Source organism: Micromonospora sp. NPDC047670, assembly GCF_043204915.1.
Taxonomy (GTDB): Bacteria; Actinomycetota; Actinomycetes; order Mycobacteriales; family Micromonosporaceae; genus Micromonospora.
Window position 1 is genome coordinate 386,148 of the sequence record NZ_JBIDDA010000005.1, and the last position, 24,034, is coordinate 410,181.

A 24,034-nucleotide genomic window follows, 5' to 3' on the forward strand; every position below is an offset into this window, starting at 1 on the left:
GATGATGTCCGCATCACGTTGACGAGGCGGCGAACCGCGACTGGCGACGTGAGATCTTCCGGTCGAGAAGGATGGCCGGGACCGTCACGGCTGCCAGGGCGGCGCCGATCCAGGTGACGGAGGTAATGCCTGCCCCGGCGTTGAAGGCGACTCCAGCGAGTGCGGGGACGAGGCCGATGCCGAGTTGGAACGCGGACACGGTGGTGGCCCCGGCGAGGGTGGGTGCCTGCGACGCGATGGTGAACACGCGGCCGTAGACGGCCGGGTTGAGCACGAACCCGGCGACCCCCAGGAGCAGGACGAGGGGGACGACGGCCAGCGCGTGCTGGGCGAGGCCCGCGAGCAGGACGGAACTGGCCAGGATTCCGACCGCCCCGGTCAGGAGCGCGTGTGAGGGTCTCCTGTCGGCGACTCTGCCGCCGATGGACAGACCGATGAAGGCGCCGACACCGAACAGGGTGAGGATCGCGGGAATCCAGACCCGCGGAATGCCGGTGATGTCGGTCAGGAATGCCGCGAGGTAGTTGAACGAGATCATGTAGGCGGCGGTGCTCAGGATGGTGATGGCGTAGACGACCCACAGTTGGGGTCGCCTCATGGTGTGAAGCTCACGCCGCACACTGGGCTTCACGTTCGCGCTCGTGGCGGGCAGCGCGAGGAGGGTCGAGATCGCCCCGGCCACCGTGAGGGCTGTCACGCCCCAGAATCCGCCGCGCCACCCCGTGAAGTAGCTGAGCATGGCTCCGGCCGGGCCACCGGCGATCATCGCGAGGCTGAGCCCGCTGACGACCACTCCGGAGGCGCGTGCGGTGCGGCCGGGTGTGACGAGGCTGATCGCGGTGACCGCTGCGACTGCCCAGAACCCCGCGTAGGCGACGCCACAGACGAAGCGGGTGGTCAGCAGGACGGTGTAACTCTGGGTGAGAAGGCCGATCGCGACGGATACGGCGAAGAGGACCTGGGTGGTCACCAGCGTGGCCCGGCGCGGCCAGCGGAGAGTCATGATCGCCAAGGGAGGGCCGCCGATGACGACGCCGATGGCGAACGCTGAGATCAGCGCCCCGGCTGCGGACAACGTGACCGACAGGTCGTCCGCGATCGCGGGCAGGACCCCGGCAAGCAAGAACTCCGCACTGCCCATCGCGAAGAGGCTGAACGCGAGCACGTAGACGCCGAACGGCAGCCTCCCGCCCGAGACTGGTGCCTGTCGTACGGTTTCGACGCTCACCACCACCACCGCCGTGCCGTGACGGTGGTGGCGCCGCCGGAGCGTGGGACCCGGCGGGGGCGTTCGGCGGACTGCTGGTCCGTGTTCATCGGCTTCCGGGCATCTGTGAGCATGCGTTCGGTTTCCTTGTCCGGGTGGGAGGGTCGGGTCGGGCGCGTAGGGGGCGGGTGGGCTATTGGCTGACCGTCAGGGCGCGGCGCTGTTCGACGGCGCGGTCGACGTCCTCGTCCAGCAGGTCCGTGTTGATGGCGAATGCCGCGGCCGAGCCCATGCCGGCGGCGGCGATGACCTGCGCGCGCGGGTCGATGACGTTGCCGGCGGCCCACACGCCGGCGACGCTGGTGCGGCCGGTACGGTCGGTGGCGACCCAGCCGTTGTCGTCCTTGGCGCAGCCCAGCCGGGTCAGTAGCTCGTCGCGGGGGACCATGCGGGGAAAGACGAAGGCGGCGGCCCGGGGGACGACGAGGCCACCGGCGAGTTCCACGCCGCGCAGCCGGCCCCCGTCGACGACGAGTTGCTCGATCTTGCCCTCGGCGATGCGCACGCCACGCGCCTCCAACCGATCCCGATCCCGAGGCGTCACGTCCAGCGTGTGCGCGAAGAAGACGACATCGTCGCTCCACTGCCGCACCAGCAGGGCCTGGTGCACTGCCCCCGGGTGGGTGCCAAGAACACCGAGGGGCTGATCGCGCACCTCATAGGCGTGGCAGTACGGGCAGTGCAGCAGATCCTTACCCCACCGCTCGCGCAGGCCGGGAATGTCGGGCAGCTCGTCCCGCAGTCCCGTCGCGACCACGATGCGGCGGGCCTCGAGCACCGGCCCGCCCACCATGCGGACGTAGTAGCCGTGGTCGATCTGGTCCACCCGCCCCGGGATGAGCCGGACGCCGTACCGGGCGATCTCGGCGCGGCCGAGCTCCAGCAGCGCGGCCGGGGGCAGGCCGTCGCGGGAGAGGAAGCCGTGCATGTGCGAGGCGGGCGCGTTGCGCGGCTCGCCGACGTCGATCACCGCGACCTCGCGGCGGGCACGCCCGAGGAGTAGGGCGGCACTGAGGCCGGCCGCTCCGGCACCGACAACCACCACGTCATAGGCCCCGTCGTGGCCGGCACGCTGGTCGTTGAGCTGGTCGTTCCTTGCGTTGATCATGACGATCACCTCCGGCTCGATGGTGCGCACCCGGCCCTGAAGCGACAACTTTCGTTGCCATTTCTGGAACACGCGAGGTGAGATGGGGCCATGGACAAGCAGTCAGCGATCGCCACCGCCCTGGCCCAGGTGGGCCCTCGCCTCAGACGCATCCGCGCCCGGCGCAACGTGACCCTGTCCGCGTTGGCCGAGGCCACCGGCATCTCCAAGAGCACGTTGTCGCGCCTGGAGTCGGGCCAGCGCCGCCCGAGCCTGGAGCTGCTACTGCCGCTCGCGCAGGCCCATCAGGTGCCGCTGGACGAGCTGGTCGGGGCGCCGGAGGTCGGCGATCCGCGGATCCGCTGCACGCCCCGCATCCGCAACGGCCGCACGGTGGTCCCCCTGACCACCCAACCAGGTCCGCTGCAAGCCTGGAAGTCAGTCATTCCGGCTGAGCAGAACCGGCCCGAGCTGTGCACGCACGAGGGCTACGAGTGGCTGTACGTCCTGTCCGGACGTCTGCGGCTCGTCGTGGCGAACCACGACCTGATCATGAGCCGGGCGAGGCGGCCGAGTTCGACACCCGCCTGCCGCACTGGTTCGGCACCACGGGCGAATCACCAGTGGAGGTCCTCAACCTGTTCGGCCGCCAGGGGGAACGCGTGCACGTACGCGCCAGGCCCCGCTCCCGCGAGGAGGTTGCCTCCTGACTGGCAGCCCCACGCCAGTGACGGCACCCGGATCAGCCGCCGAGACAGCGACGAGGGTGGCCTGCCCTCGAAAGGCGCTTTCGGGCGCCGAGCAATGGCTGCCTTGACCCTTCCCCGGTCGAGCACTTCAGCCGGAGACGGCATTGGTGCGAGAGAGCAAAAAAACCTAGTCGGTCTTGACTTCAACATTACTTGAAATACTACGGTTCTTTCCGGGCCGGAGATGCCGGACAAGACGACACAGGAAGACAGTCATGACTGCACCAGTGAACGACACGTCGATTCCCGATCGGTACCGCTACGCTGTGATCCCACACATCATGGTCGACGATGGCGCCAAGGCCATCGATTTCTACGTGCGAGCGTTCGGTGCTCGGGTTCTGTTCCGCGTCGACGCACCCGGCGGCGGTGTCATGCACGCCGAGATTGCGATCGGCTCTTCGACACTGATGCTGGGCGACACCAGCGTTCCGGAGACCGACGGCACTGGTTGGCTTGAGCCCCACGCGCTCGGTGGCACCACTACGACGCTGCACGTGTTCGTGCCCGACGTCGACGCGCTTGCCGCGCAGGCCGAGTCGGCAGGCGCCACGATAATCAAGCCGCCGGCCGACATGTTCCACGGCGACCGCACCGCCATCCTCTCCGATCCCCATGGACACATCTGGGTCTTCCTCACCCATCTCGAGGACGTGCCCGAGGCGGAACTCCGCCGCCGTCTGGCCGAGGCCGAGTCGGCCACCCCGTCAGCCGGACACTGACCCCGGAACTGGTGTCACCAGATCGCCGCCTGTCGCAGGGGCACCGGAGTGCCCATGGCGGTCGGCTTGAATCGCCCCAGGCCCGCAGAGGCCTGGGGCGATTCAGGTCCCAAACACGCAGGACCCTGACGGCCGGCGATCCGGCGGCAGAGAGATCCATCACCCCGTGACGGAGGATGCCGAGAGTGGCCACGGCTGGGGGTGCCTTGACCTCTCGGGGCCGACCCGCAGGTGGGCGCCGGCGCGGGAGGGTGGCTGGCGTGTCGATTGAGCTGACCTGCCCTTGTGGACGCCACCGACAGCATTGAACAAATATTGAACTTCAGCCCTCGGCATGTCAGGCTGATCGCATGGGCACGACATTCGCTCCAGAGTTCCCACTGACCGTGCGCGACGTCGCCGAGGACAGCGGGGTCGCCCCGTCGGCAGTACGTTTCTACGAGACGCACCGCGTGGTGACGGCGTATCGCACCGCGGGCAACCAGCGCCGATTCGACAACTCCGCCGCATGCCGCATCCGGGTCGCGAAAGTCGCCCAGCGGATCGGCCTGTCCGTGCGTGAGATCGCCGAAGTCTTCAACGAACTCCCGCCTGACCCGCAGTCCGACGACTGGGCCAAGGTCGCGCGAATACTGATCGACGAGTCCGAGCGCCGCATCGCCGCGCTCAAGGCCGAACTTGCCTCCCTGCAATCGGGCGAAAAGCTCTGCAAGCTGTCCGCGCCACCGGCGCACACCGCCTGACCGACGCGGATCGGCGTTTTCCCGTTCTGCCGGTTCAGCTTGCGGACTGATGGATGCTTCTGCTCGTCGAGTCACGCAGCAGCGTGGAGTACTGCTCCCGCTGCAGCGCACCGGAGTACCTGCCCCCGGCTGGGGTGATCAGCGTGGGCAGGGAGCGGATGCCGAGGTCACGGGTATGAGCCAGGGCTTTGTCGAGCGCAGCCTCCTCGGCGGCGGTCGTTCCGCCGCCGTAGTCGAGCCCGATCGACGCCGCGATCTCGCGCAGCACGCTCGGATCGGAGACGTTTCGACCGAAGCGGAAGTACGCGGCGAAGAGCTCCGTCACCGCCTCCTCCCCCAGCCCCTGCGTCTGCGCGCGCGCCAGCAGCAGGTGCGCCCGGCGGGTGTTGGTGAACTGGGCACGGTCGTACCTCAGCTCGATCCCCTCCGCCGCGGCCGCGCGGGTCATGGCTTCGGTCTGGGCCTTCGCCCCCGGCCCGAACACGCGGGCGTGCACTGCGTCCAGAGGCTCCGGATCGACGGGGGCGTCGGGTGCGATTTGGGCCGGCAGGAACGAGATGTCGATCAGCGCTCCTGCTGCGCGGGTCTCCCTGAGGACCGGCTGTAGGCGTGACCACCCCAGGTAGGAATGCGAGCAGGCGATATCGATGGCCATCTGGAAGGCGAATGAATCGGTCATGACTCGACGGTAAGACTTCACGTTTAGTTGAGGTCAAGTCCGTCATCAGCCGGGATCGGCAGACCCGTACGGCCACACGCTCGTGCGGCCACCCGCCGACCGGGCCGGCGGCCGGCGGGGGGCCCACCCGCGCGACCTGCTGCCTCAGCCGGCGCGCCAGCAGCCGCGGATGAACGTGTCATCCCGGTGTTCCCCATGGCCAGGTGGAGCGCGGGACACGGGCCGCCGTCCCGTGCCCGACGTCCGTCACAACGACTAGCACTCCACGGCTTCGAGTGCTAAAACGATCAGTGGTGTCGCAGGCTCACGACCGTCGCCGGTGCCGGCGGTCCCACGTCGCTCAGCGGCTCGTCGATGGTGGGTGAGGAGGGTGTTGATGTCGTTCGCGATCACGATGCTGCCCGCTTTCACCGGGCACCGATGGGTGTGTGTCGAGGGCCCTGTCGACGCGTCGTCGGCGGTCGATGTGCGGGCCGTCGTGGCCACCGCGCTGGCCATGCCGGCCCGTCGGCTGACGATCGACCTGCGCCAGGCGCGGATCGACGCCGCGGGCCGGGCCCTCGTTGCCGAGCTGGTGTCGGCGGCAACCGAGAAGGGCGTCGAGGTGCGCCTACTCGAAGCCGGATGGGCCGATCGGAGCGGCCGGCAGGCATCGGTCGCGGATGCGCGACCGATGCCACGGCCGGTGCCCACACTGGTGGCCGGCTGACGGCGCGCCAGGCGCCCGCGACCGAGCGCGAGTCAACGGGTCGAAAAAGACGCGCAGACTCGACGCTCGGCCGCCGGGGCCGCCCGTCGGGCGGCCGTGAACTGGACGTACGTGCCGGGCCGGGCGAACCGGGCGCTGGCTGGCTGTCAGTCGTCGATTGCCTGGTAGAGCGTGGTCCAGAAGTCGTGGATGAGCCGCGCCGGATCCGGGACGGACATCCCGACCTGGGTGAGCAGGATTCCGGTGAGCTGCTCGGCCGGGTCGGCGTAGGTCGCGGTGCCGCTTCCGCCGTCCCAGCCGAACTGACCCACGGAGGCGTAGTCACCGCGGTAGGTGCGCACCGCCATGCCGAAGCCCCAGCCGCCGTGCTGCCCTTGGCCGTGCGAGATGTGGACGTTGTTGCGGGCCATGGCGTCCCGGGTGGCCTGTTGCTCGGGCGTGAGGCGGTTGGTGGTCATGAGCTCGACCGCGGGCCGGGACAGGATCCGTTCGCTGCCGTGCCTGCCGTGATTGAGCAGCATCTGGAAGTAGGCGTGGTAGTCGTCGGCGGTGGAGACCAACCCACCGCCGCCGCCCGGGAACGCCGGAGGCTGGCTGTGGCGTCCGCCTTCGGCCTCGTCCCACACGTGGAACTCGCCGGTCCGCGGGTCGGGGGCGTAGAGGGGCGGCAGCCGGTCGGTCTTGTCAGCGGGCACGTGAAAGCCGGTGTCGGCCATCCCCAGCGGGTCGAAGATACGTTCCCGCAGGAACGTCTCGAACGGCTGGCCGGTGACCCTGGCGACGAGCACGCCGAGCAGGTCGTTGCTGATGTGGTACTGCCACTGTTCTCCGGGCTGGTGCATCAGCGGAAGCGCGCCGAGGCGGCGCAACCACTCATCCGGCTCGGGCATCGGCTCCGGCAGGTTGGGCGTGAGTCCCTGCTCGAAGATCGCGTTCATGATCGGCGTGCCCAGCGCGGTCATGTCCATGCCGAGCCCGAACGTGGAGGTCAACAGGTCCCGCACGGTGATCGGCCGCCGCGCCGGGACGGTGTCGTCCAGCGGGCCGTCGACGCGTGTCAACACCCGTCGGTCGGCCAGTTCGGGCAGCCACTGCTGCACCGGGTCGTCCAGCCGCAGCCGGCACTCGTCGAGCAGGACCATCGCCGCCGCGACCGAGACCGGCTTGGACGTCGAGGCCATCCGGAAGATCGTGTTCCGGCGCATCGGTGGGCCACCGTCGTGACGCATCGTCCCGACCGCTTCGACGTGCGTCTGGCCGCCCCGGCTGACCAGGGCGACGAGCCCGGGAATCCTGCCGGACTCGACATACCGCGTCAGCACGTCGCGCAGCGTGCGTAGCCCCGCTGCGGAGAAGCCGCTTTTGCTCTGTCCCACCGTGAATCTCCTTGCGCGTAGTGTTCGATCGTTCTGAGGGGTCTGGTACGACTTCTCCATGCCTGCGCGTGGATCACGCCGGCCCTTTGAGACGGACGGCCGCGTCGTCGGCGACGACCGACAGGATCTCGATCGCAGGTGGTGCGGCCGGGCGGTCCTGGTTCTGCTCCTTCAGAGGCTGCGGGCGGTGATGTCGCCGTGGGAGGTGGTGGCGCGGATGTCGAGTGCGGCCGTGCCATCGTTCTTGAGGGCGTTGCTGATGCGGCCGTGGCCGGTGCCGGCGTCCAGGGCGGCCGAGACGCCCGCGGCGGCGGCGACCGAGATGTCGCCGAACTCGGTGCGGAGCACGACCGTGCCGCGCGCGGCCTCGGCGATCCGGATGTCGCCCCTGGCGGTGCTGATCTCCGCAGGGCCGTTGAGCCGGCCCACCTCGACGTCGCCGTCGATCGCGGTGAGGCGCACGCTCGCGGCCTCGTCGATCTTGATCTGGCGGTACGCGCCGTCGAAGGCGACGTCGCCAAGGCGGCCGACGCCGCGGAACTCGGCGCTGGCGGTCTTGGCCTCGATGCGGGAGCCGGCTGGCAGCTGAACGGTGACCTCCAGGGATCCCGAGGGGCCGAGGAGTCGGTTCTGGGACTGCGGGCTGTGGATCCGCAGCACGCCGTCGGCATAGGCGACGGTGGTCTGCTCGGCGGTCTTGGCGTCGCGGCTTCTCGACGGGTCGGCGGGCAGGACCTCGACGGTCGTGTCGGCGCGGTCCGCGGCGATGAACTGGACGCGTCCGGCGGGGATGTCCAGGATGGCGGAGATCGGGGCGGGGGTGTCGAACTTCTGCATCGTGCTCTCCCGTGCTCACGTGTGGTTTCTGACATGCGAAACGCTACGTTGCTTTCGATATAGCAGCAACAAGCTCGTTGCGTAGATATGCTGTTTACGCAGGTAACCGACGCGATATCGTTGCAATCAGTCTGCCAATAACGCAACGACAGCCGTCCCGATCATTGCAATAGATGGAGGTGAACGCTATGGTCTGGGAGATCAGGGACCGCCACGGAGGATGACCGAGGAGACAGCGATGCCGGGAGGCAGACTCACCCTGCAGGAACGCCAGCAGATCGCGCTGGGGCTCGCCGACAGCCTCCCCTACGCCGAGATCGCCCGACGCCTCGACCGTCCCACCTCGACGGTCACCCGTGAGGTGATGCGCAACGGCGGCCCCACCGCCTACCGCGCCGACCTCGCCCACCGCGCCACCGAACGTCGCGCCCACCGGCGCGGTCCCGCCTCCTCCCGTGGGTCGGGGCCAGGCCCTCAGCCACACGGACGCGACGCCGAGGCCGTGGCCGAATACGAGGAGACGCTCACCACCGCCCTCATGGCCTCGGGCCTGCCCAAGATGACAGCCCGGGTGCTGACCTGCCTCTTCACCACCGACGCGGGCAGCCTCACCGCGTCCCAACTCGCCCAGCGTCTCCAGGTCAGCCCGGCGTCCATCTCCAAAGCGATCGCCTTCCTGGAGAGCCAGAGCCTCGTCCGCCGGGAACGCGACGAACGCCGCCGCGACCGCTACGTCGTCGACGACGAGCTCTTCTACCAGGCGACGATCGCCAGCGCCCGATCCAACGACCAACTCGTCGAGACCGCCCGCCGAGGCGTCGCCGTCCTCGGCCCCCGCACCCCCGCCGCCACCCGCCTGGAGAACATCGCCCGCTTCCTCGACTTCATCAGCGAAAGCATCACCCGCGCCGCCGAACAGGCCCGTGAAGTCCTCCACACCAGACCCGGGACGACCTCAGACCAAACCGCCCGACCAGATCCAGACCACGGATAGACAGCGGCCTCGATCCTCGTAGCCAGGAGCCGGGAAGCCGGGTCCGCGGACCGGACGATGTTCGGCCTGACGCACCGGGCGTCGCGTTCGGCGACGAGGAGGGGTGCCGTGATGGGCGCGACACCGAACGCCGGGACCCCAGGGAACCGAAGGCTGATCAGCCGGCCGAGGCGACATGGATTCCCCGCGTGGCTCGTCCGCGCTGCTGACGGGTCGGCCCGTCGCTCGCCCGTCCTGGAGTACCCAAAATTCGAGTGAGGCAGGGACATGTCCCCTGCCATGATGGTGATCATGGGTGTGTACAGCAAAGCTCCCGCTCGGCTCGGTGAGACTCGGTTGTCTGACGGACGGCTACTCGGGTGGGCCGAGTGGGGGCCGCCGGACGGCGTGCCGGTGTTGCTGTGTCCGGGTGCCGCCACGAGCCGCTGGCTGGGCTTCGGCGCCGACGTCGTCGAGGCGCTCGGAGTGCGTCTTGTCTCCACGGACCGCCCGGGGCTCGGCGTCTCGACCCCTGCGCCCGGTCGGACCTTCTCCGACTTCGCCGACGACATCCGCCAGCTTGCCGCGCTGCGCGGGCTGGGCCGGCTGCCCGTGGTCGGGAACTCGCAGGGGGCGCCGTTCGCGCTTGCCTGCGCTGAGCAGGGAGTCGCCTCCGCGCTGGCTGTCGTCTCCGGCGCGGATGAGGTAGCCGCTCCGGAGTTCGCCACCGCCCTGGCCGCGGGCCTGCGGGAGCTCGTCGACAGGACAGCGACAGACCCGGCCGGCGCTGAGGAGTTCTTCGCGGGCCTCGGCCCGGATGCCATGTGGGACATGGTGATGAGCGGAAGCCCCGAATGCGACCTGGCCGTGTACCAGGATCCCCATTTCGCGGCGGCCTACCGCCGAGCCTTGGAGGAGGGTTTCGCTCAGGGCGCGGCCGGCTATGCCCGCGATACGGTCCTCGCCATGGGCCGGTGGCCATTCGATCTCGCGAGGATCACTGTTCCCGTCGACATCTGGTACGGCGAGCGGGACACCAGCCACTCGCCCGACAAGGGAGCGTTCCTCGCCAGCCGCATCCCCGGCGCTCGTCGCCGTGTCGTGCCGGGGATCGGTGGCGCGGTGCTGTGGACACACGCCGAGCGCATCCTCACCTCCCTCCTCGAGAGGGCCGGTGTCGGCCGGAACTGACAGCTCGTGCCGCGTTCGCGGCGGCCGGCCGCCCGTCCCGGGCAGGATCACGGTGCTGCGGGTGGAGGCGGCTCCGGCGGGCCGCCTTCGTCATACCCGCGCACCAGGGTTCCTTGCCCCCACTCGCCACCCGCGACGCGCTGTCAGGGCGCTTCCCGTTCACTGGCGCGTACGAGGTGCAGACCGATGCCGTACCCGCGGGTGACGATGAGCGTGTAGGCGTCGAGCGGGGTTCCGTCGGCGCCGTACGCGACGCCGGTGACGGCGAGGGCGGGCTCGTCTGGCGAACCGTTGCAAAGCCGAGCGGTCGTGGCGTCCAACGCGGTGGGCTCGACACGCTGGAGGCTCTCCCTGGCCCGGTAGCCGACCGCTTCCATCGCGTCACCGATGGTCGGGCAGCGGTCGAGCACGGTGGCGTCCAGGCGGTCCGCCACGTGCGGCGGAAGGATGTCGATGGCGACACCGTAGACCCTGCCGTCGCGGACCCGGGTGCCCTGGAAGCGGACGGCCGGGCTGCCGACCGGTATGCGCAGCCGTGCGGCGAGCGCCGCGTCCGCGGTGACCGACCGCCGTGAGCGGTGCAGCTCGTGCACATGGTGGGCCTCGTCGTCGAGGTCGTCGAGGAAACCGGTGTAGACCGGCCCGGAGCGTGGCGACAGCGGCTCGATCGGCAGCTCCGCGCACACATAGGTGCCGGAGCCACGCTGGCTGACGACATATCCGGCTTCGCGGAGATCCGCGATGGCCTGGCGGATCGTGCTGCGACTCGCGCCGAAGGCGGCGGCGAGTTCCTCCTCGCCGGGCAACCGGGCAGCCGGTTGGTAGGTGCCGGCGAGGATCCGCGCCTTGAGCGACATGGCGATGCGGATGTAGAGCGGCCGGTCCGGCCCTGGTGGGCGTACCACTGCTGGATCCCGTTCAGACTGCCGCGAGCGCGTCGCGGATGCGGGACTTCGTCGCGCTGTCCGCGCAGGAAGCGCGCAGTGCGGCCAACTGCATGTCCAGCAGCGTCTGCCGGCCAACGCCGTGCACCCGGTGTGCCAGCTGCAACTCCTCTGTCAACGTGGTCCGGAAGTACGCGGGATCGTCGGTGTTGAGCGTCACGACCAGGCCGGCGTCCAGCAGCGCGGTGAGCGGGTGTTGATCGACGCCGTCGACCAGCTTAAGTCGCGTGTTCGAGGTGACCGCGACCTCGAGTGGGATCCGGTGGGTCGCGAGGTGCTCGACGAGTGCGGGATCCTCCAGGCAGCGGATGCCGTGGCCGATGCGCGCGGCCCCCAGCGCGCGCACCGCGCCCCAGATGCTGCCTGGTCCCACCGTCTCGCCGGCGTGCGGCAAGGCGGCGAGACCGTTGGCCCTGGCGCGGGCGAATGACGACGCGAACAACTCCGGCGGGAAGCCGTCCTCCACGCCGCCCAGCCCGAGCCCGACCACGCCGTCGGGCGCCTGCGCCCCGAGCAGGAACCCGACCGTGAACTCGGATGCCGGGTCCTCCGACTCCCGCGAGATGTCGCACACCCAGCCCAGCTCCACGCCGAACTCGTCCCTCGCCCGCCGGCGACCCTCGTCCAGGCCGTCACGGTATTCCTCCAGCGCCACGCCGCGCCGATGGTGGTTGATCGGCGTGGTGGTGACCTCCGCGTACCGGACGTTCTGCTCGGCCAACTCGGCGGCGAGCGCGACCACCGCGTCGGTGAAGTCGTCGGCGGTACGCAGCACCGACAGCCCGGCGAAGAACAAGGCGGCGAAGTCGCCGAAGTTGTTGAAGGTGTACCGCTCGGCCAGCTCATCGGCCGAGGTGGCACCGACGTCGACGCCGTTGCGCTCGGCGAGCCGGAACAGCGTGGCCGGCCGCAGCGATCCCTCCAGGTGCAGGTGCAGCTCCACCTTGGGCAGTGCCGCTATCCACGTCGCAACATCATCTTCACGCGTCACATGTATGGTTTACCATACAAGTCGATCGCCTACGGGCCCGGGCTGGTCGTGCTGTGGGGCCGGCGGGCACTGCGCGGCCAGGCGCTCCTGCAACCGGGCGGTCGGACCCGCCTGCCGGCGGTGGGGCTCACCGCGGTGGTCAGCTTCGGCGCAACGGCGGCCGTCCATCGACCGGGATCCACGACCGGGACGCGCCAAGCGAGGGCGTACGACGAGGGGTCGCGGCGTCAGCGCACGACACGGAGGACCTCCGGTTGCCGAACGGTTCCCAGGCAGCCCCGCTCCACAACCGAAGGCCTTCGTCGTCGCGTCTATCCGGGCCGTGTCGTCACACGACCCCAACCAGCCTTCCTGGCTGGTACACCTCGGGCGTGTGGCGCGGACGAGCGGTCTTGAGGTCCGGCATCACCGTGGCGGCGTCACCGATTGGCCCACTCCGACGCGCAGGCGCGTGAGACACCCGTCCCTGTTGTGACGTGCGCGACCCGGCGTGTGCGACACACCTCGCTTCGGCCGGGTGGGGCGCCTCGCGGCGCGTCACCGGTGACCACCCGGAGCCGCGTCACGAACTGGTTGCCCTGTTGGCACTCCGGCGCTCCGCCCGGCGCTTGGCATCCTCATGCGCCTGACGCAGGAGGCGGACTGCCAACTCGTGCGTGCGGGCACCTGGGTTGATGATCGACACCCAACCTTGCGCGCGATACACCGGGTGCGGGAGGACGACATCGGTGGCGGTGTAGTCCCACGCTGTCGATTCGGCCCGAGGGCTTTCACCCGTGAGCTCGGCGAACGCGTCCCTGCCGACGTGGATGTTCAACCGCCAACGATCGGGATGGTCGAGGTCGCACGAGGCGTCGTCGGGGTAGTTCTTCGTGACGATGGTGGCGTAGGGCTGCTCACGCTGCGGCACGTCACCATCGGGCGCGTAGTAGAAGAAGTGGTCGCCCCAGGCGATCTCCGGGAACGGGCTGCCCTCGGTGGGGGCAAGTTCGAGTACCCCGTCGAACGCTCGGATGGTCTCGAGAAGTCGCTCCATACTCATGGTTCAAGCATGTACTTGAAGTGGTAGTGGAGGGTTCGGATGAACCGAGGGGGCGAAGCGCCACCCATGAACACCGCGGCCGTCGCGGCGGCCTCGGGCTACTCCGCCCAGCAGGTGCGTGACCTGGAGGCCCTGGGCGTGATCCCCGCTGCGGCCAGGTCACCCAACGGGTACCGGCAGTTCTCCGCAGCGCATGTCCGCGCCCTTCGCGCGTACCGCCACCTTGCTCACGCCGTGGGGCCTGTCGAGGCACGACGGGCGATGCGAGAGGTTCGCCGGCAGCCGCCCGATCGGGCGGCGGCGCTGGTCTGCGGGCTGCACGCCGGGCTCAACCACGAACGGGAGCAGGCACTCGCGGCACGCCTTGCGCTGGAATCCATCCGGGCCGAAGCGACCACGGAGGCAGCACCCGTCGAAAGCGACTCCATGACCATCACGGAGCTGTCCCAGGCCCTCGGAGTCAAGACGTCCACTCTCCGCTTCTGGGAGAAGGTCGGGCTGGTAGTGCCTGAACGGGTCACCACGCGATCCGGGACGGCTCGGCGTTACACCCTCACCGCCATCCGGGAGGCACGCATCACCGCAGCCCTGCGAGCCGGTGGCTACCGCATTCCACACGTACAGAACGCGATCACAGCGGTCCGTGACCTCAACGAGGTGAGCCACTCGGTCGCCGCGCTCGACACGCGGCTGGAGGCGATCGCCCAGCGCGCACTCGCTCTGCTGCGCGCGGGAACTCTGTTGGCAGAGATCATCGAATCAGCTCGGCAGCGTGACGAGACGGGTGGCGACGTCGCTTGATCCGCGTCAGGAACGTCCTGCCTGCTCGTCACCACCCCTGGTTTGATCACAGCATGGGTACCGACACGGCGGTGGAGCGGGCGTGGCACCGGATCGAGGATTGGCTGTCGCGGTTCGCCCCCCGATTCCGCGCGGAGCTGAACCCGCCGGCAACGGCAGCGGAGATCGACACCGTCGCGACCGCCCTTGGTGTGGCGCTCCCAGCCGACCTCCGGATCTGGTGGGGACTCTCCAACGGAGTCCGGCACGGTCTCGGCCTGCCAAGTGGAACTCTGGTCCCTGACTCTTCGAGCCCGTACCCCACGTCCATGGCGCTGGAGCGCTGGCGGGTGCACCTGCGGGTCCAACATGAGGTTTGTCCATCGGGCATGCGTGAGGAGGTGGAACGGTTCGTGGCCGGCCAGAACACCCAGCCCGCAGGCACCCTCCTACCCCAGTTGTACTGGCTCCCCCGATGGCTGCCCATCGCCGGCGACGGAGGCGGGGGCGGCCTGTTCATGGACCTGCGCGAGGGTCCGCTACACGGATGCCTGGTGGAGTTCTCTCGGCACCACCAAGGCACGACACCGCGTTGGGAGTCCGTGACGCATCTGTGGGTAGAGGTCGCGGAGGAACTGGAAGCCATCGATATCGACCTGCTCCGCACTGACCGCCTTGGCGACCTGGGGATCGACGGTTGGACGCCCCCGAGTTCCTGAAGGAAACGCGCACACGCCACTCGGCTGAGCCTCGCGACCGACGAGGATCACTCACACAATCCGGACCCACTTCCCGTGGCTGGCGGGGCTGAGCCGGATGGCCAGCCCTGGGCCACTGCCGTGGTAGAGCTTTCCTCGCATCCGGTCCCGCGATCGCCACCGGAGTACTGGTCCGGTTCCGCCAGCCTGCCGATGGTGTTGTGCAACGATGCAGGACGTGGGAACTGCGAAGACTGCCATGCCTGCTATCTCGCCGCTTGCTGGCGAGCCGATCAAACCTGCCGACGCCGAGCGGCTCGCCGGAGTGCTGAAGGCATTCGCCGACCCGGCACGCCTGCGACTGCTCAGTCTGATCCAGTCCGCCCCGCAGGGCGAGGCGTCCGTCAGTGACCTCACCGCGCCGCTTGGCCTCTCTCAGCCGACCGTGAGCCATCACCTTCGAATCCTCACCGAGGCCGGCCTGATCGAGCGCGAGAAGCGCGGCGTCTGGGCCTACTACCGCCTGGTGCCGTCCGCGATCACGGCGATAGCGGACCTGTTGACGCCGCCACGCAAGCGGGCGACGAGGAAGTCCCGCTGACCGGCACGGCCGAGAACCACGCCCCGCGAAGACGGGCAGGATCACCGACACGCCTCCCCGCCGACCCTGCTGCGTGCCCGCGCGGACGCGCTCACCGGTTGAGCGAAACCCTCGGGCATCCGGCCGTCACGCGAGCGGTCATGTCGAGGAGCGCGGACGTCATCGTCCAGCGCGGCCGTGTGCCGCGAGGGTGGCGAGTGCGCGCAGTGTCACGGCGCCTCGCCACTCCACGCGCTGCCCCGGGGACCAGTCGAGCCAGTCGAACATCCAGCCGCCGTCCTCGAGCTGTTCCTCCTCCAGTCGGTCCAGCTCTGCCCGGATGTGCTCCTCGGTGAACAGAGCCCGGCTGCGCAGGCCCGGGCGGGGTGAGAGCACGAGGGCGGTGAGGCGCTCGTCCTCGGTGCCACCGGGAACGGGAATCGTGCCATCAGCCCCGATCTTGGGCCGGAGCGACTCGATCGCTGCGCGGGCCCGGTCCTCGTCCGGTTCGTGATCGAGGAAGTCGAGGGCGAACTTGACCCAGTACGCGTCGAGCTCGTCGGGACGATCGATCCGGGACCAGCACCAGGACATCGCGGCAGCGAGCCAGGGGGTCTGCACGCCCGCCCGGGTCAGCACGGACACGAACCCGAACGTCAGGAACGAGCCGTCTGAGTTGGGCGTCATCCACGGTGCGTGCGGATGGCTGGCCGCACTGGGCAGGACGAAGGGCAGGGCCCCGTCGGCGCGGGCGTTGCGGGCCGCCCAGCTCGCAGCCCGGGTGACCATGGGGTCGTCCAGAGCGCCGACTTCGGCGAGCACCTCCAGTGCGTGCAGCGTGGCAGTCGGCTGGCTCGCGGGATCCCGGACGTCGGGTTCCAGGGCATGACCGAAGCCGTGGTCGGGGTTCTGATAGGCGCGCAGCGCCGTGAGGACCGGTCCCACCGGAGCGTCGTGGAGTAGCACCGCGAGCCGGTGCCTGTCCAGAAGGCGAGCGGTGTTGTGGATGAACTGTTCTGCGGCAGCGATGTCGACGGGCACGGCGCCCACGCTAGGCGGACGCGCCGCCGAGTGCTTCCAGAAATCGGACGGGTGTCATGCCTGTGAGCCGCCTCACCTCGTCGTTCATGTGCGCCTGACTGGCATAGCCCGCCAGGAGCGCTCTGCCCGACAGGTCAGGCGCGTGCAGGCGCACGAACCGGCGCAGCCGGCCGACACGCGCCAGCATCTTGGGCCCGTACCCCACCGCCGCCACCGTGCGCCGGTGCAGCTGCCGTTCGCTGGCACCCAGCTCCGCTGCCACTGCCGCGACCCGAGCGCGCGGACGAGCCAGACACCGTGCCGCCGCCTGCACCAGCGCATCGGGCGTAGCGCCGCGAGAGGACACCGCCTCGAGAAGGTGACGACCCCGGAACTCGGCAGGTACCGCGGCGAGCGTCTCGGAGAGCCGCAATACCTCCCGACCCCACAGCTCGGCGACATCGACCTGGCGGTCGCGCAGCTCCGCAGCGTGCCAGCCCAGCACGGCACCCGCGGCTCCGGGACGGAGGCGAACCCCGGCCACCTCGGCGTTCGCTGGCAAGTCGACCAGCCGCGGACCAGTGTCAGCACCCGCGACCACCAGGTCCCCGTCACCAAGCCAGATCAGGTCGAGACAGCCGTCAGGCACCACCAGTTGGGCATGCCGACGACTGACGCGCTGCTCCCACACGCACGCCACCAGCGAGGCCGCCGGCCCAGCAACCACGTCCTCCCGATACTGCGAGGTCACAACCACACCCTACGGAATCGGCCGCCAGGCATCGCCGAGCAGCGCCGGCGAGTGGCAGCGGAGGTCTGGACCACCTGGTCCGTGCCGGCGAGCCGGCCGCCCCGCTCGTCGCCGGCCCCGCACACCGGCGGCAGCGGCTCCTGTCAGACCTACAGCCGCGGCGAGGATCAGACCGCTGGCCCCCGTCGGCTGGCGCTCGCACGGCCGGAGCCGTTGCGTCCGAAATCCTGGACATGTACTGTCCAGATATGCGGATGAGCGAAGGCGTGGAATGGGCCCTGCACAGTTGCCTCAACCTGACCTGGCTGCCGGGAGGGCGAGCCGTTCCCGTAGCGAAGCTCGCCGAGTTCTACGGCCTTCCCGCGGCCTACCTCAACAAACAACTCCAGGCCCTCGCCCGCGCGGGCATCATGACTTCGACGCCCGGCCCACGCGGCGGCTTTCAACTAGCCCGCAGCCCGGAGCACATCACGTTGCTCGACGTAGTGGTGGCGATCGAGGGCCCGGACGAGGCGTTCCGCTGCGAGCAACTGCTCCGGCGGGGGCCGGGCGCCGATCCGGAGGTCGACTACCGCCAGGCGTGCCTGGTCTCGCAGGCGATGCGGCGGGCTGATCTGGCCTGGCGGCGGGAGCTGGCGGGGCAGACACTGGCGGACCTGAAGGCAGAGGTGGAACGCCGACACCCGGCCACGCCGAGCAACACGGCGAACCGGTTCGCCGCGCTTCGCGCCTGACGCGCCGCAAGCCCTATCTGCACAGCAGGGCCTTCCAAGGCGACTAATCCTGGATATGTCATATCGAGATTATTGGCGGCGGTCCGGCCCTGCGCGCCGCCACGACCGACGGGCTACGCACCGCCGCCTTCGTCGGCAGCCGGCACCGGCATCGCCGCGCTGGCCGCCCTGGGTTCAGCTCCGCCCGCCACCGCACCGCCACGGACACCAGCGCCGCGATCGCGCCCGTGGCCGCCCGCACAGACAGGAGCGGCCGCGCACGTGGCCGCCCGAACAGACAAGAGAAGGAACACCGATGAACGCCCTGCACGGTTTGCGCTCCGTCATCCGCGGTCACGTCTGGCTGCCCGGCGAGCCCGACTTCGACACCGCCCGCCGACCGTGGAACCTCGCCGTCGAGCAGCCGGTCGACGCCGTGGTCGAGGCCGCCGACGCCGCCGACGTCACCGCGCTGGTCCGTCACGCCCGCGCTACCGGGCTGAGCATCACCACCCAACCCAACGGACACGGTGCCAGCGGCCGTACCGCCGGAACGATCCTGCTGCGCACCCGGCGCCTGGACACCCTCCAGATCGATCCCGCAGCCCGCCGGGCCCGCGTCGGCGCCGGTGTGTCGTCCGGTCGGGTCCAGGCCGCCACCGCAGCGCACGGCCTGACCGGCCTGCCCGGCAGTTCGCCGGTGGTCAGCGTCGCCGGCGTCGCGCTCGGCGGCGGCCTGAGCTGGTTCGGCCGGGCACACGGCTGGGTCGCCGACAGCGTCACGGCGTTCGACATCGTCGACGCCGAGGGCCGCGAACGACACGTCACCGCGGACACCGAACCTGACCTGTTCTGGGCGCTGCGCGGCGGCGGCGGCAGCTTCGCCGTCGTCACCGCCCTGGAACTCGCCCTGCATTACGCGCCCAGCCTGTACGGAGGCCGGATGCTGTGGCCCGCCCAGCACGGCCCGGCGGTGCTGGACGCCTACCGCACGATCACCGCCACCGCGCCGGACGCGCTGACCGTCTGGCTGGACCTGTTGCACTTCCCCGGCGCCGAACCGATGGTCGCCGTGGACGTCACCTATCTCGGCGACCCGGCCGAGGCACGCGACCTGCTGGCCCCGCTGGACCGCCTGCCCTCGCCACTGTCCGACAGCCGGCAGCCCATGTCGGTGGCCGAACTCGGCGCCATCACCGCGGAACCGACCGACCCGAGCGCCGGGCTCTCGCGCACCGAACTGCTGACCACGCTGGACGACACGGCGGCCAAGACGCTACTGAACGAGCCGATCGAACCGCTGCTCAGCCTGCAACTGCGGCACCTGGGCGGCGCGCTGGCCCGCCCATCGGACAGCCCGCACGGCCCGCTCACCGAACCGTACGCCCTGTACATGTTCGGGCTGCCCACCGACCCGGCCCGAGCCGAAGCCGTCACCGCGAAACAACGCGCCCTCGCCGACGCGCTACCCATCAGCGGCCGCAAACCCCTCACCTTCCTCAGCCCGACCGAGAGCGTCGCCGACGCATTCACCCCCGACGCACTGCACCGCCTCCGCGACATCAAACGCCGCCACGACCCGCACCACATGTTCCGCGCCAACTTCCCGGTCGAGGCTTGAGGCGGAACCGCAGATCCACGGCCTGACAGGAGGCCAGGGCCGCAACCCAGGTGACGGACGAGGTCACCGTCGAGGCGAGCGATTTGCACGCATCGGCGCGCTCGACCTGAGCGATGTCCTTTCCGGGCAGGATGCCAGTCCTGCCCGGAAAGGACCGGGTCACGGTAGGTAGGGCGAAGACCGCTGCGCGGCTGGCGCAGCTCGCGGTGGCGGAGTCAAGGACCGCCCGGGGCGGAAGACGCCGCTGCCCGGAGGTACGACGTAATCCGCCGGACCATCACCGTCAGCGCTCCCGTCGAGCGTGCCTTCCGCGTGTTCACCGAGTCCCTCGACAGTTGGTGGCCGGCCGGGTGCCACATCGGCCGGGCGGACCTCGCCGAGGCGGTGCTGGAGCAGGGCGAGGGCGGGCGGTGGTATGAGCGCGGCACCGACGGCAGCGAATGCGACTGGGGCCGCGTGCTCGTCTGGGAGCCCCCGCACCGGCTCGTCCTGACCTGGCAGATCACCGGCGAGTGGCAGTACGACCCGGACGCCGCGCACGCCAGCGAGATCGAGGTACGGTTTCGCCTCCGGGCCCACGAAACCGTCGTCGAATTCGAACACCGCCACCTCGACCGGCTCCCCGAGGGCCGGGCGATGCCCGACGCGGTCGGCGGTGACGGCGGCCGGACCGGCGTCCTCGAACGGTTCGCCAAGGCGGCGGCGAGCGGCGCCTGAGACCGCTCGGCCGCGCCTCGGCGGACGCGGGCGGCCTCGGTCGGGCCGCCCGGCCGGCCGTTTGCCGCGCCGGCACCCGGGTAGACGCCGCTATCCGTCGCAGAGAAAGGCCCCGAGGTGGACAACAGCGAGTTCATCGGCTCGGTGGCGAGACGCTTGCGCACGTCACCCGAGCAGGCCACCGCCATCACGCGCGCCACGCTCACGACCCTGGCCGAGCGGATCGACGGGGGCGAGGCACGTGACCTCTCCGCCCGGCTGCCCGACGAGCTGCGGGCCTACGCGTTCGCGCCCCGGGACAAGGCTCAGCGCTTCGGGATCGACGTGTTCGTCCAACAGGTCAGCGGACGCGCCGAGGTGGACGGCACGACGGCGAAGGCCGGCATGCGGGCGGTGTTCGACACCCTCCGCGAGGCCATCCCGCCCGGCGACTACGACGACGTCGTCACCCATCTACCGGCGGAGTTCTGGGAGCTCACGGACTCGGCGGGGCGATACGACGGGAAGCGCGGCGCTTAGCCTGCCAGGCCGGGTCGGTGCGCCGCGCGGGTGACGCCGAGCCGCCGGGGCGGCTTGTCCTTCCACCAGGCGAGGCGGACGGCGGGTGCGGTCAGCCGGCGAGCTTCGCCGCCAGCTCGCGTACCACGTCGACCAGCAGGTCGATGTCGCCCTCGGTGGTGCGCCAGTTGACGATCGCCGGCCGCAGCGCCACCCGCCCGTCGTACAGCGTGGTGCCGGCGAAGACCCGGCCGTCGGCCAGCAGCGCGGCGCCCAGCCGCCGGTTGAGGTCGTCGAGGGTGTCCTCGGGCGCGCCCGGTGGGCGGGCGCGGAAGCAGACGATGTTCAGCGGCACGTCGGCGAGCCGCTCCAGCTCGGGCGCCTCGTCGACCAGCCGGGCCAACCGCTGCGCCAGGTCGAGGTGCCGCTCGACCATGGCCCGGTGCCCGTCCCGGCCGTACGCGGCCAGGGTCGCCCAGATCGGCAGCGACCGGGCCCGGCGCGACGACTCCGGGCCGAGCAGCGCGTAGTCCGGCCCGCCGGCCGGCGCCGGCAGCGCGCTGCTCTCCCCCGGCAGGTAGGCCGCGCCGGGCATGCCGAACGCCGCCGACAGCCGCGCCGGGTCCCTCAGGAACGCGAAGCCGCTCTCGTAGGGCACGTTGAGCCACTTGTGGCCGTCACCGGCGATCGAGTCCGCCCGCTCGATCCCGGCGACCAGGTGCCGGGTGCGCGGGGACAGTGCGGCGAAGATGCCGAACGCGCCGTCGACGTGCAGCCAGGCCCCGTGCCGCTCGGCGATGTCGGCCAGGTCCGCCACCGGGTCGAAGTCACCGGCGTTCACCTCGCCCGCGCTGGCGATCAGCACCGCCGGCGCGTCGAGCTCGGCGAGCCGGCGCTCCAGCGCGGCCAGGTCGATCCGGCCCACGCCGTCGCGGGCGAAGACCTCGACTGCGTCCCGGCCGTGCCCGAGCAGTTGCAGCGCCTTGCGGTCGCTGGCGTGCACGTACCCGCCGGCGAGGACCGGCATCCGCGGCAGCCCGACCAGCCCTCGCGCGGCCAGGTCGACCCCGTGCCGCCCGGCCCACCAGTGTGTGGCCGCGGCGAGCCCGGTGACGTTGCCGAACGTCGCGCTGGCGACCAGCGCGCCGCCGAACTCCCCCGGCAGGCCGAACAGCTCCCGCAGCCAGGTGAGCGCGATCGTCTCCGCCTCCGCGGCGAACTGGGACGACGCACGGAACGCGGCGTTCTGGTCCAGCAGCGCGGCGGTCCAGTCCCCGGCCAGCGCCGCCGGGGTCACGCCGCCGATGATGAAGTGGAAGAACCGTGGGCCCGCCGAATGGGTGGCGGCGGTCGTACCGACACGCAGCAGTCGGCGCACCGCCGCGGTCGCGCCCTCGCCCCGCTCCGGCAGCCCACCGTCGCCGCCCGGCTGCCACAGCTCGCGCAGCAGCGGCTCGGCGCCCCTGTCGTGCACCAACCGTTCCGCAAGCGAGGACAGGTAGGGACCGGCGGCCTCGTAGACCTCGCGCAGCACGGCCTCGGCGTCGCCGTCGCGCAGCGAATCCGTCACGGTGGTGGCCTCCTCACCGGTCGTCGCCCGGCGCGGCCCGCCCGCGCCGCCACGCACCTCGGGCGGCCCCCACCCTGCCACCCAAGACCGCGCTGCGCGCCGACCAATTCCGGTGCGGTGGCCCGGCCGCGACGGGGTGCGAGCCGGCGGCGGGCCTGTGGCGCCGGCCGTCACCGGACGGATCGTCGGGCAGGTGCCAGTGGGGCAATCTCGTCGAACCGAGAACCGGTTGGTGGAGCGTCCCAACTGGGCGAACGCGCATCACCTCGCTGTCTGTCCGGGCACGACGGCCGAGAACTCGTCGCCGGAGTTGAGCCTGGTCACGAGGTTCAGGACGGCCTGAGGTCCGTCGTTCGCCTCGATCCACCTGTGTACCGCGCAGGCGGCTCTGGCATAGATCCGCTCGTCGGTGTTGGCGGCGGCGAGCCACTGGTTGAGTGTCTGGGGCAGGGCACCGCCCGGCTGAGCCGTACACCGGTCGCCTGTCGGGCGTGGGTGGAGATAGCGCCGGTCGTCCGAAACGACGACGGCGAGCCCCTCGTCGAACCACTGGGGCACCGTGGCGCCGGAATCGAGCCGGCGGTGCAGCTCGACGTGGGACATCTCGTGTGCGGCGATCACCGGGTCGAGGCCGCGCGGTGACAGGATGACGGCCCGGTTGAGTACGGCCACGCCCCGTTCCCTGCCGCCGCCGATGCGCTGGTAGCAGTCCTCCGTCGGGCAGGCCAGAATGCGTGGCGAGCTTTCGCGGCCGCCGTAGAAGGCACGGATGCGCTGATCCGCCGCGGCCACCGTGTCGACCACCTGCTGCCGCTGCTCGTCGGAGGCTTCGCGGCCGACGAAGAGGTTCGCTTCCACCCGTCGCATGCCGTAGCAGGCGGGACAGGTCGTGGCCGCGACGGTGGGATACAGCGCCGCGGCACCGACGACCGCGCCGATCAGGACCACGCTCAGTCCGAGGACGAGTAGCGCAGTCCTGCGTCGGGTGGTGGTGCCAGCCCTGCCGTGCCGGGCGGGGCGCCAACTCTGTCTCATCGGGTCGTCCCTACTCTCAGGCATCACGCCGGATGAACACCACTGTCGCCAGGGCAAGGGCGAGCGCGACCCAGAGGCCCATCAGCACTCCCCCTTGCACTGCCGTCAACGTGGCGTCGTACGAGGATGCGGTCTGGTACATCTGCCTGCCGGCCCGGTCCGGTAGATATCCGGCCACCGTGGTGACCCTGGCCAGGAGGGGCGAGGCGACGTGGACGAGGCCAAGCATGATCACCAGCGCGGCGAGGGCGTCCCGGGTCAGCAGGGCGACGGCATAGGCGAGCATGCTGATCAGCAGCAGGTACGCCGCCGCTCCGAGCAGCGGTCCGAGGGACGCTCCCCGTTCGCCCACGCCGGCCAGCGCGGCGACGGCGAGCACGGCCGTCAGCGCGGCGGTCGTCAGGTGCGCGACGAGCTTTCCCGCCGCCAGTAGTGGCCGGTCGGGCACGCTCTTCACGGTGGTGTGGATCTGACGCCCGCTGTACTCCGTCGCCGCCGCGAGCACGCCGAGCAGGATCAGCCCGACCTGTCCGTACTCGATGGCCTGGATCCCCGCGTCGGTGGTGGCGGAAGCGGCGGCGTTGCCGGGCGGCTCGGGTGCGGCCGCGTCGAGGACGAGGGCCAGCCCCGGCACGCCGAGGAGCGTCGCGCCGACGGTGCCGGCGACGGCCGGCAGTGTGCGCAGTTTGATCAGCTCGGCAGCGGCGACGTCGTTGAACCTGCTATCCATCCCTGTCCTCC

Annotated in this window: 25 protein-coding genes and 1 pseudogene; 13 read left to right on the forward strand and 13 right to left on the reverse strand. The window is 70.6% G+C overall.

The window, feature by feature from the left end:
* Positions 1-13: 13 nt before the first annotated feature.
* Together ACGF7U_RS15410 and ACGF7U_RS15415 are read right to left on the reverse strand one after the other, a co-directional pair.
* Complete coding sequence (locus tag ACGF7U_RS15410; protein ID WP_393106879.1) at positions 14-1,228, reverse strand: Cmx/CmrA family chloramphenicol efflux MFS transporter; 1,215 nt, start codon at positions 1,226-1,228, stop codon at positions 14-16.
* A 172-nt stretch (positions 1,229-1,400) separates the two neighbouring features.
* Positions 1,401-2,375 carry an NAD(P)/FAD-dependent oxidoreductase gene (locus ACGF7U_RS15415; protein ID WP_393106881.1) on the reverse strand — a complete coding sequence of 325 codons (975 nt, stop codon included), beginning with the start codon at positions 2,373-2,375 and terminating at the stop codon, positions 1,401-1,403.
* A gap of 90 nt (positions 2,376-2,465) precedes the next feature.
* Here ACGF7U_RS15415 and ACGF7U_RS15420 point away from each other — a divergent pair.
* The 3 genes and pseudogenes from ACGF7U_RS15420 to ACGF7U_RS15430 all read left to right on the forward strand — a co-directional run bounded on the left by ACGF7U_RS15420 (position 2,466) and on the right by ACGF7U_RS15430 (position 4,568).
* A pseudogene (locus ACGF7U_RS15420) lies at positions 2,466-3,064 on the forward strand (helix-turn-helix domain-containing protein).
* A 254-nt stretch (positions 3,065-3,318) separates the two neighbouring features.
* Positions 3,319-3,825: a VOC family protein gene (locus tag ACGF7U_RS15425; protein ID WP_393106883.1), complete on the forward strand. Its 507-nt coding sequence runs from the start codon at positions 3,319-3,321 to the stop codon at positions 3,823-3,825.
* 350 nt (positions 3,826-4,175) lie between these two features.
* Entirely contained in the window at positions 4,176-4,568 is a 393-nt protein-coding gene (locus tag ACGF7U_RS15430) for a MerR family transcriptional regulator (RefSeq protein ID WP_393106885.1), read from the forward strand.
* A 34-nt stretch (positions 4,569-4,602) separates the two neighbouring features.
* Here ACGF7U_RS15430 and ACGF7U_RS15435 read toward each other — a convergent pair whose 3' ends face one another.
* Positions 4,603-5,247 carry a DsbA family protein gene (locus tag ACGF7U_RS15435; RefSeq protein ID WP_393106887.1) on the reverse strand — a complete coding sequence of 215 codons (645 nt, stop codon included), beginning with the start codon at positions 5,245-5,247 and terminating at the stop codon, positions 4,603-4,605.
* 376 nt (positions 5,248-5,623) lie between these two features.
* Here ACGF7U_RS15435 and ACGF7U_RS15440 point away from each other — a divergent pair, with 376 nt between their 5' ends.
* Positions 5,624-5,956 carry a hypothetical protein gene (locus tag ACGF7U_RS15440; RefSeq protein ID WP_393106889.1) on the forward strand — a complete coding sequence of 111 codons (333 nt, stop codon included), beginning with the start codon at positions 5,624-5,626 and terminating at the stop codon, positions 5,954-5,956.
* A 146-nt stretch (positions 5,957-6,102) separates the two neighbouring features.
* On the opposite strand, the gene ACGF7U_RS15445 is transcribed toward ACGF7U_RS15440, so the two are convergent.
* Both ACGF7U_RS15445 and ACGF7U_RS15450 read right to left on the reverse strand, forming a co-directional pair.
* The gene (locus tag ACGF7U_RS15445) at positions 6,103-7,332 is read right to left on the reverse strand and encodes a serine hydrolase domain-containing protein (RefSeq protein ID WP_393106891.1); all 1,230 of its coding nucleotides are present in this window, start codon (positions 7,330-7,332) and stop codon (positions 6,103-6,105) included.
* A 171-nt stretch (positions 7,333-7,503) separates the two neighbouring features.
* Positions 7,504-8,169, reverse strand: a complete 666-nt coding sequence (locus ACGF7U_RS15450; protein WP_393106894.1) for a DUF4097 family beta strand repeat-containing protein — start codon at positions 8,167-8,169, stop codon at positions 7,504-7,506.
* Positions 8,170-8,407: 238 nt separating this feature from the next.
* On the opposite strand from ACGF7U_RS15450, the gene ACGF7U_RS15455 reads away from it, so the two are divergent.
* Both ACGF7U_RS15455 and ACGF7U_RS15460 read left to right on the forward strand, forming a co-directional pair.
* The gene (locus ACGF7U_RS15455; protein WP_393106896.1) at positions 8,408-9,163 is read left to right on the forward strand and encodes a helix-turn-helix domain-containing protein; all 756 of its coding nucleotides are present in this window, start codon (positions 8,408-8,410) and stop codon (positions 9,161-9,163) included.
* Between the two features lie 297 nt (positions 9,164-9,460).
* Positions 9,461-10,333, forward strand: coding sequence for an alpha/beta fold hydrolase (locus ACGF7U_RS15460; protein WP_393107174.1), 873 nt, complete (start codon positions 9,461-9,463; stop codon positions 10,331-10,333).
* Between the two features lie 143 nt (positions 10,334-10,476).
* Here ACGF7U_RS15460 and ACGF7U_RS15465 read toward each other — a convergent pair whose 3' ends face one another.
* From ACGF7U_RS15465 to ACGF7U_RS15475, 3 genes are all read right to left on the reverse strand, one after another.
* On the reverse strand, positions 10,477-11,238 hold the full coding sequence (locus ACGF7U_RS15465) for a GntR family transcriptional regulator (RefSeq protein ID WP_393106898.1): 762 nt from the start codon (positions 11,236-11,238) through the stop codon (positions 10,477-10,479).
* A gap of 13 nt (positions 11,239-11,251) precedes the next feature.
* Positions 11,252-12,268, reverse strand: coding sequence for an adenosine deaminase (add, locus tag ACGF7U_RS15470; RefSeq protein ID WP_393106901.1), 1,017 nt, complete (start codon positions 12,266-12,268; stop codon positions 11,252-11,254).
* 562 nt (positions 12,269-12,830) lie between these two features.
* Entirely contained in the window at positions 12,831-13,310 is a 480-nt protein-coding gene (locus tag ACGF7U_RS15475; RefSeq protein ID WP_393106903.1) for a DUF6194 family protein, read from the reverse strand.
* 66 nt (positions 13,311-13,376) lie between these two features.
* Here ACGF7U_RS15475 and ACGF7U_RS15480 point away from each other — a divergent pair, with 66 nt between their 5' ends.
* From ACGF7U_RS15480 to ACGF7U_RS15490, 3 genes are all read left to right on the forward strand, one after another.
* A complete protein-coding gene (locus ACGF7U_RS15480; RefSeq protein ID WP_393106905.1) occupies positions 13,377-14,111 on the forward strand; it encodes a MerR family transcriptional regulator in 735 nt (244 codons plus the stop codon).
* 53 nt (positions 14,112-14,164) lie between these two features.
* Complete coding sequence (locus ACGF7U_RS15485) at positions 14,165-14,809, forward strand: SMI1/KNR4 family protein (protein WP_393106907.1); 645 nt, start codon at positions 14,165-14,167, stop codon at positions 14,807-14,809.
* Positions 14,810-15,017: 208 nt separating this feature from the next.
* Entirely contained in the window at positions 15,018-15,389 is a 372-nt protein-coding gene (locus tag ACGF7U_RS15490) for an ArsR/SmtB family transcription factor (protein ID WP_393106909.1), read from the forward strand.
* 159 nt (positions 15,390-15,548) lie between these two features.
* On the opposite strand, the gene ACGF7U_RS15495 is transcribed toward ACGF7U_RS15490, so the two are convergent.
* Positions 15,549-16,409, reverse strand: coding sequence for a hypothetical protein (locus ACGF7U_RS15495; protein WP_393106912.1), 861 nt, complete (start codon positions 16,407-16,409; stop codon positions 15,549-15,551).
* A gap of 10 nt (positions 16,410-16,419) precedes the next feature.
* On the reverse strand, positions 16,420-17,139 hold the full coding sequence (locus ACGF7U_RS15500; RefSeq protein ID WP_393106914.1) for a DUF6597 domain-containing transcriptional factor: 720 nt from the start codon (positions 17,137-17,139) through the stop codon (positions 16,420-16,422).
* Positions 17,140-17,387: 248 nt separating this feature from the next.
* On the opposite strand from ACGF7U_RS15500, the gene ACGF7U_RS15505 reads away from it, so the two are divergent.
* The 4 genes from ACGF7U_RS15505 (at position 17,388) to ACGF7U_RS15520 (ending at position 20,709) form a co-directional block, all read left to right on the forward strand.
* Positions 17,388-17,873 carry an RrF2 family transcriptional regulator gene (locus tag ACGF7U_RS15505; RefSeq protein ID WP_393106916.1) on the forward strand — a complete coding sequence of 162 codons (486 nt, stop codon included), beginning with the start codon at positions 17,388-17,390 and terminating at the stop codon, positions 17,871-17,873.
* A gap of 295 nt (positions 17,874-18,168) precedes the next feature.
* A complete protein-coding gene (locus ACGF7U_RS15510) occupies positions 18,169-19,473 on the forward strand; it encodes an FAD-binding oxidoreductase (RefSeq protein WP_393106918.1) in 1,305 nt (434 codons plus the stop codon).
* Positions 19,474-19,749: 276 nt separating this feature from the next.
* A complete protein-coding gene (locus ACGF7U_RS15515) occupies positions 19,750-20,190 on the forward strand; it encodes an SRPBCC family protein (protein WP_393107176.1) in 441 nt (146 codons plus the stop codon).
* Positions 20,191-20,307: 117 nt separating this feature from the next.
* The gene (locus tag ACGF7U_RS15520) at positions 20,308-20,709 is read left to right on the forward strand and encodes a DUF2267 domain-containing protein (protein WP_393106921.1); all 402 of its coding nucleotides are present in this window, start codon (positions 20,308-20,310) and stop codon (positions 20,707-20,709) included.
* Positions 20,710-20,800: 91 nt separating this feature from the next.
* Here the strand turns inward: ACGF7U_RS15520 and ACGF7U_RS15525 are convergent, their stop codons facing one another.
* The 3 genes from ACGF7U_RS15525 to ACGF7U_RS15535 form a co-directional block, all read right to left on the reverse strand.
* Complete coding sequence (locus ACGF7U_RS15525; RefSeq protein WP_393106923.1) at positions 20,801-22,258, reverse strand: pyridoxal phosphate-dependent decarboxylase family protein; 1,458 nt, start codon at positions 22,256-22,258, stop codon at positions 20,801-20,803.
* A 261-nt stretch (positions 22,259-22,519) separates the two neighbouring features.
* The gene (locus ACGF7U_RS15530) at positions 22,520-23,206 is read right to left on the reverse strand and encodes a hypothetical protein (protein ID WP_393106925.1); all 687 of its coding nucleotides are present in this window, start codon (positions 23,204-23,206) and stop codon (positions 22,520-22,522) included.
* Between the two features lie 103 nt (positions 23,207-23,309).
* Positions 23,310-24,023, reverse strand: a complete 714-nt coding sequence (locus tag ACGF7U_RS15535) for a hypothetical protein (RefSeq protein ID WP_393106927.1) — start codon at positions 24,021-24,023, stop codon at positions 23,310-23,312.
* Positions 24,024-24,034 lie beyond the last annotated feature (11 nt).

Coding starts and splice junctions, on each gene's coding strand:
- ACGF7U_RS15415 (WP_393106881.1), bottom strand. CDS start 2,375: ATGATCAACGCAAGGAACGACCAGCTCAACGACCAGCGTGCCGGCCAC.
- ACGF7U_RS15510 (WP_393106918.1), top strand. CDS start 18,169: ATGAACGCCCTGCACGGTTTGCGCTCCGTCATCCGCGGTCACGTCTGG.
- ACGF7U_RS15535 (WP_393106927.1), bottom strand. CDS start 24,023: ATGGATAGCAGGTTCAACGACGTCGCCGCTGCCGAGCTGATCAAACTG.
- ACGF7U_RS15475 (WP_393106903.1), bottom strand. CDS start 13,310: ATGAGTATGGAGCGACTTCTCGAGACCATCCGAGCGTTCGACGGGGTA.
- ACGF7U_RS15505 (WP_393106916.1), top strand. CDS start 17,388: ATGCGGATGAGCGAAGGCGTGGAATGGGCCCTGCACAGTTGCCTCAAC.
- ACGF7U_RS15430 (WP_393106885.1), top strand. CDS start 4,176: ATGGGCACGACATTCGCTCCAGAGTTCCCACTGACCGTGCGCGACGTC.
- ACGF7U_RS15480 (WP_393106905.1), top strand. CDS start 13,377: ATGAACACCGCGGCCGTCGCGGCGGCCTCGGGCTACTCCGCCCAGCAG.
- ACGF7U_RS15490 (WP_393106909.1), top strand. CDS start 15,018: ATGCAGGACGTGGGAACTGCGAAGACTGCCATGCCTGCTATCTCGCCG.
- ACGF7U_RS15485 (WP_393106907.1), top strand. CDS start 14,165: ATGGGTACCGACACGGCGGTGGAGCGGGCGTGGCACCGGATCGAGGAT.
- ACGF7U_RS15450 (WP_393106894.1), bottom strand. CDS start 8,169: ATGCAGAAGTTCGACACCCCCGCCCCGATCTCCGCCATCCTGGACATC.
- ACGF7U_RS15425 (WP_393106883.1), top strand. CDS start 3,319: ATGACTGCACCAGTGAACGACACGTCGATTCCCGATCGGTACCGCTAC.
- ACGF7U_RS15440 (WP_393106889.1), top strand. CDS start 5,624: ATGTCGTTCGCGATCACGATGCTGCCCGCTTTCACCGGGCACCGATGG.
- ACGF7U_RS15455 (WP_393106896.1), top strand. CDS start 8,408: ATGCCGGGAGGCAGACTCACCCTGCAGGAACGCCAGCAGATCGCGCTG.
- ACGF7U_RS15435 (WP_393106887.1), bottom strand. CDS start 5,247: ATGACCGATTCATTCGCCTTCCAGATGGCCATCGATATCGCCTGCTCG.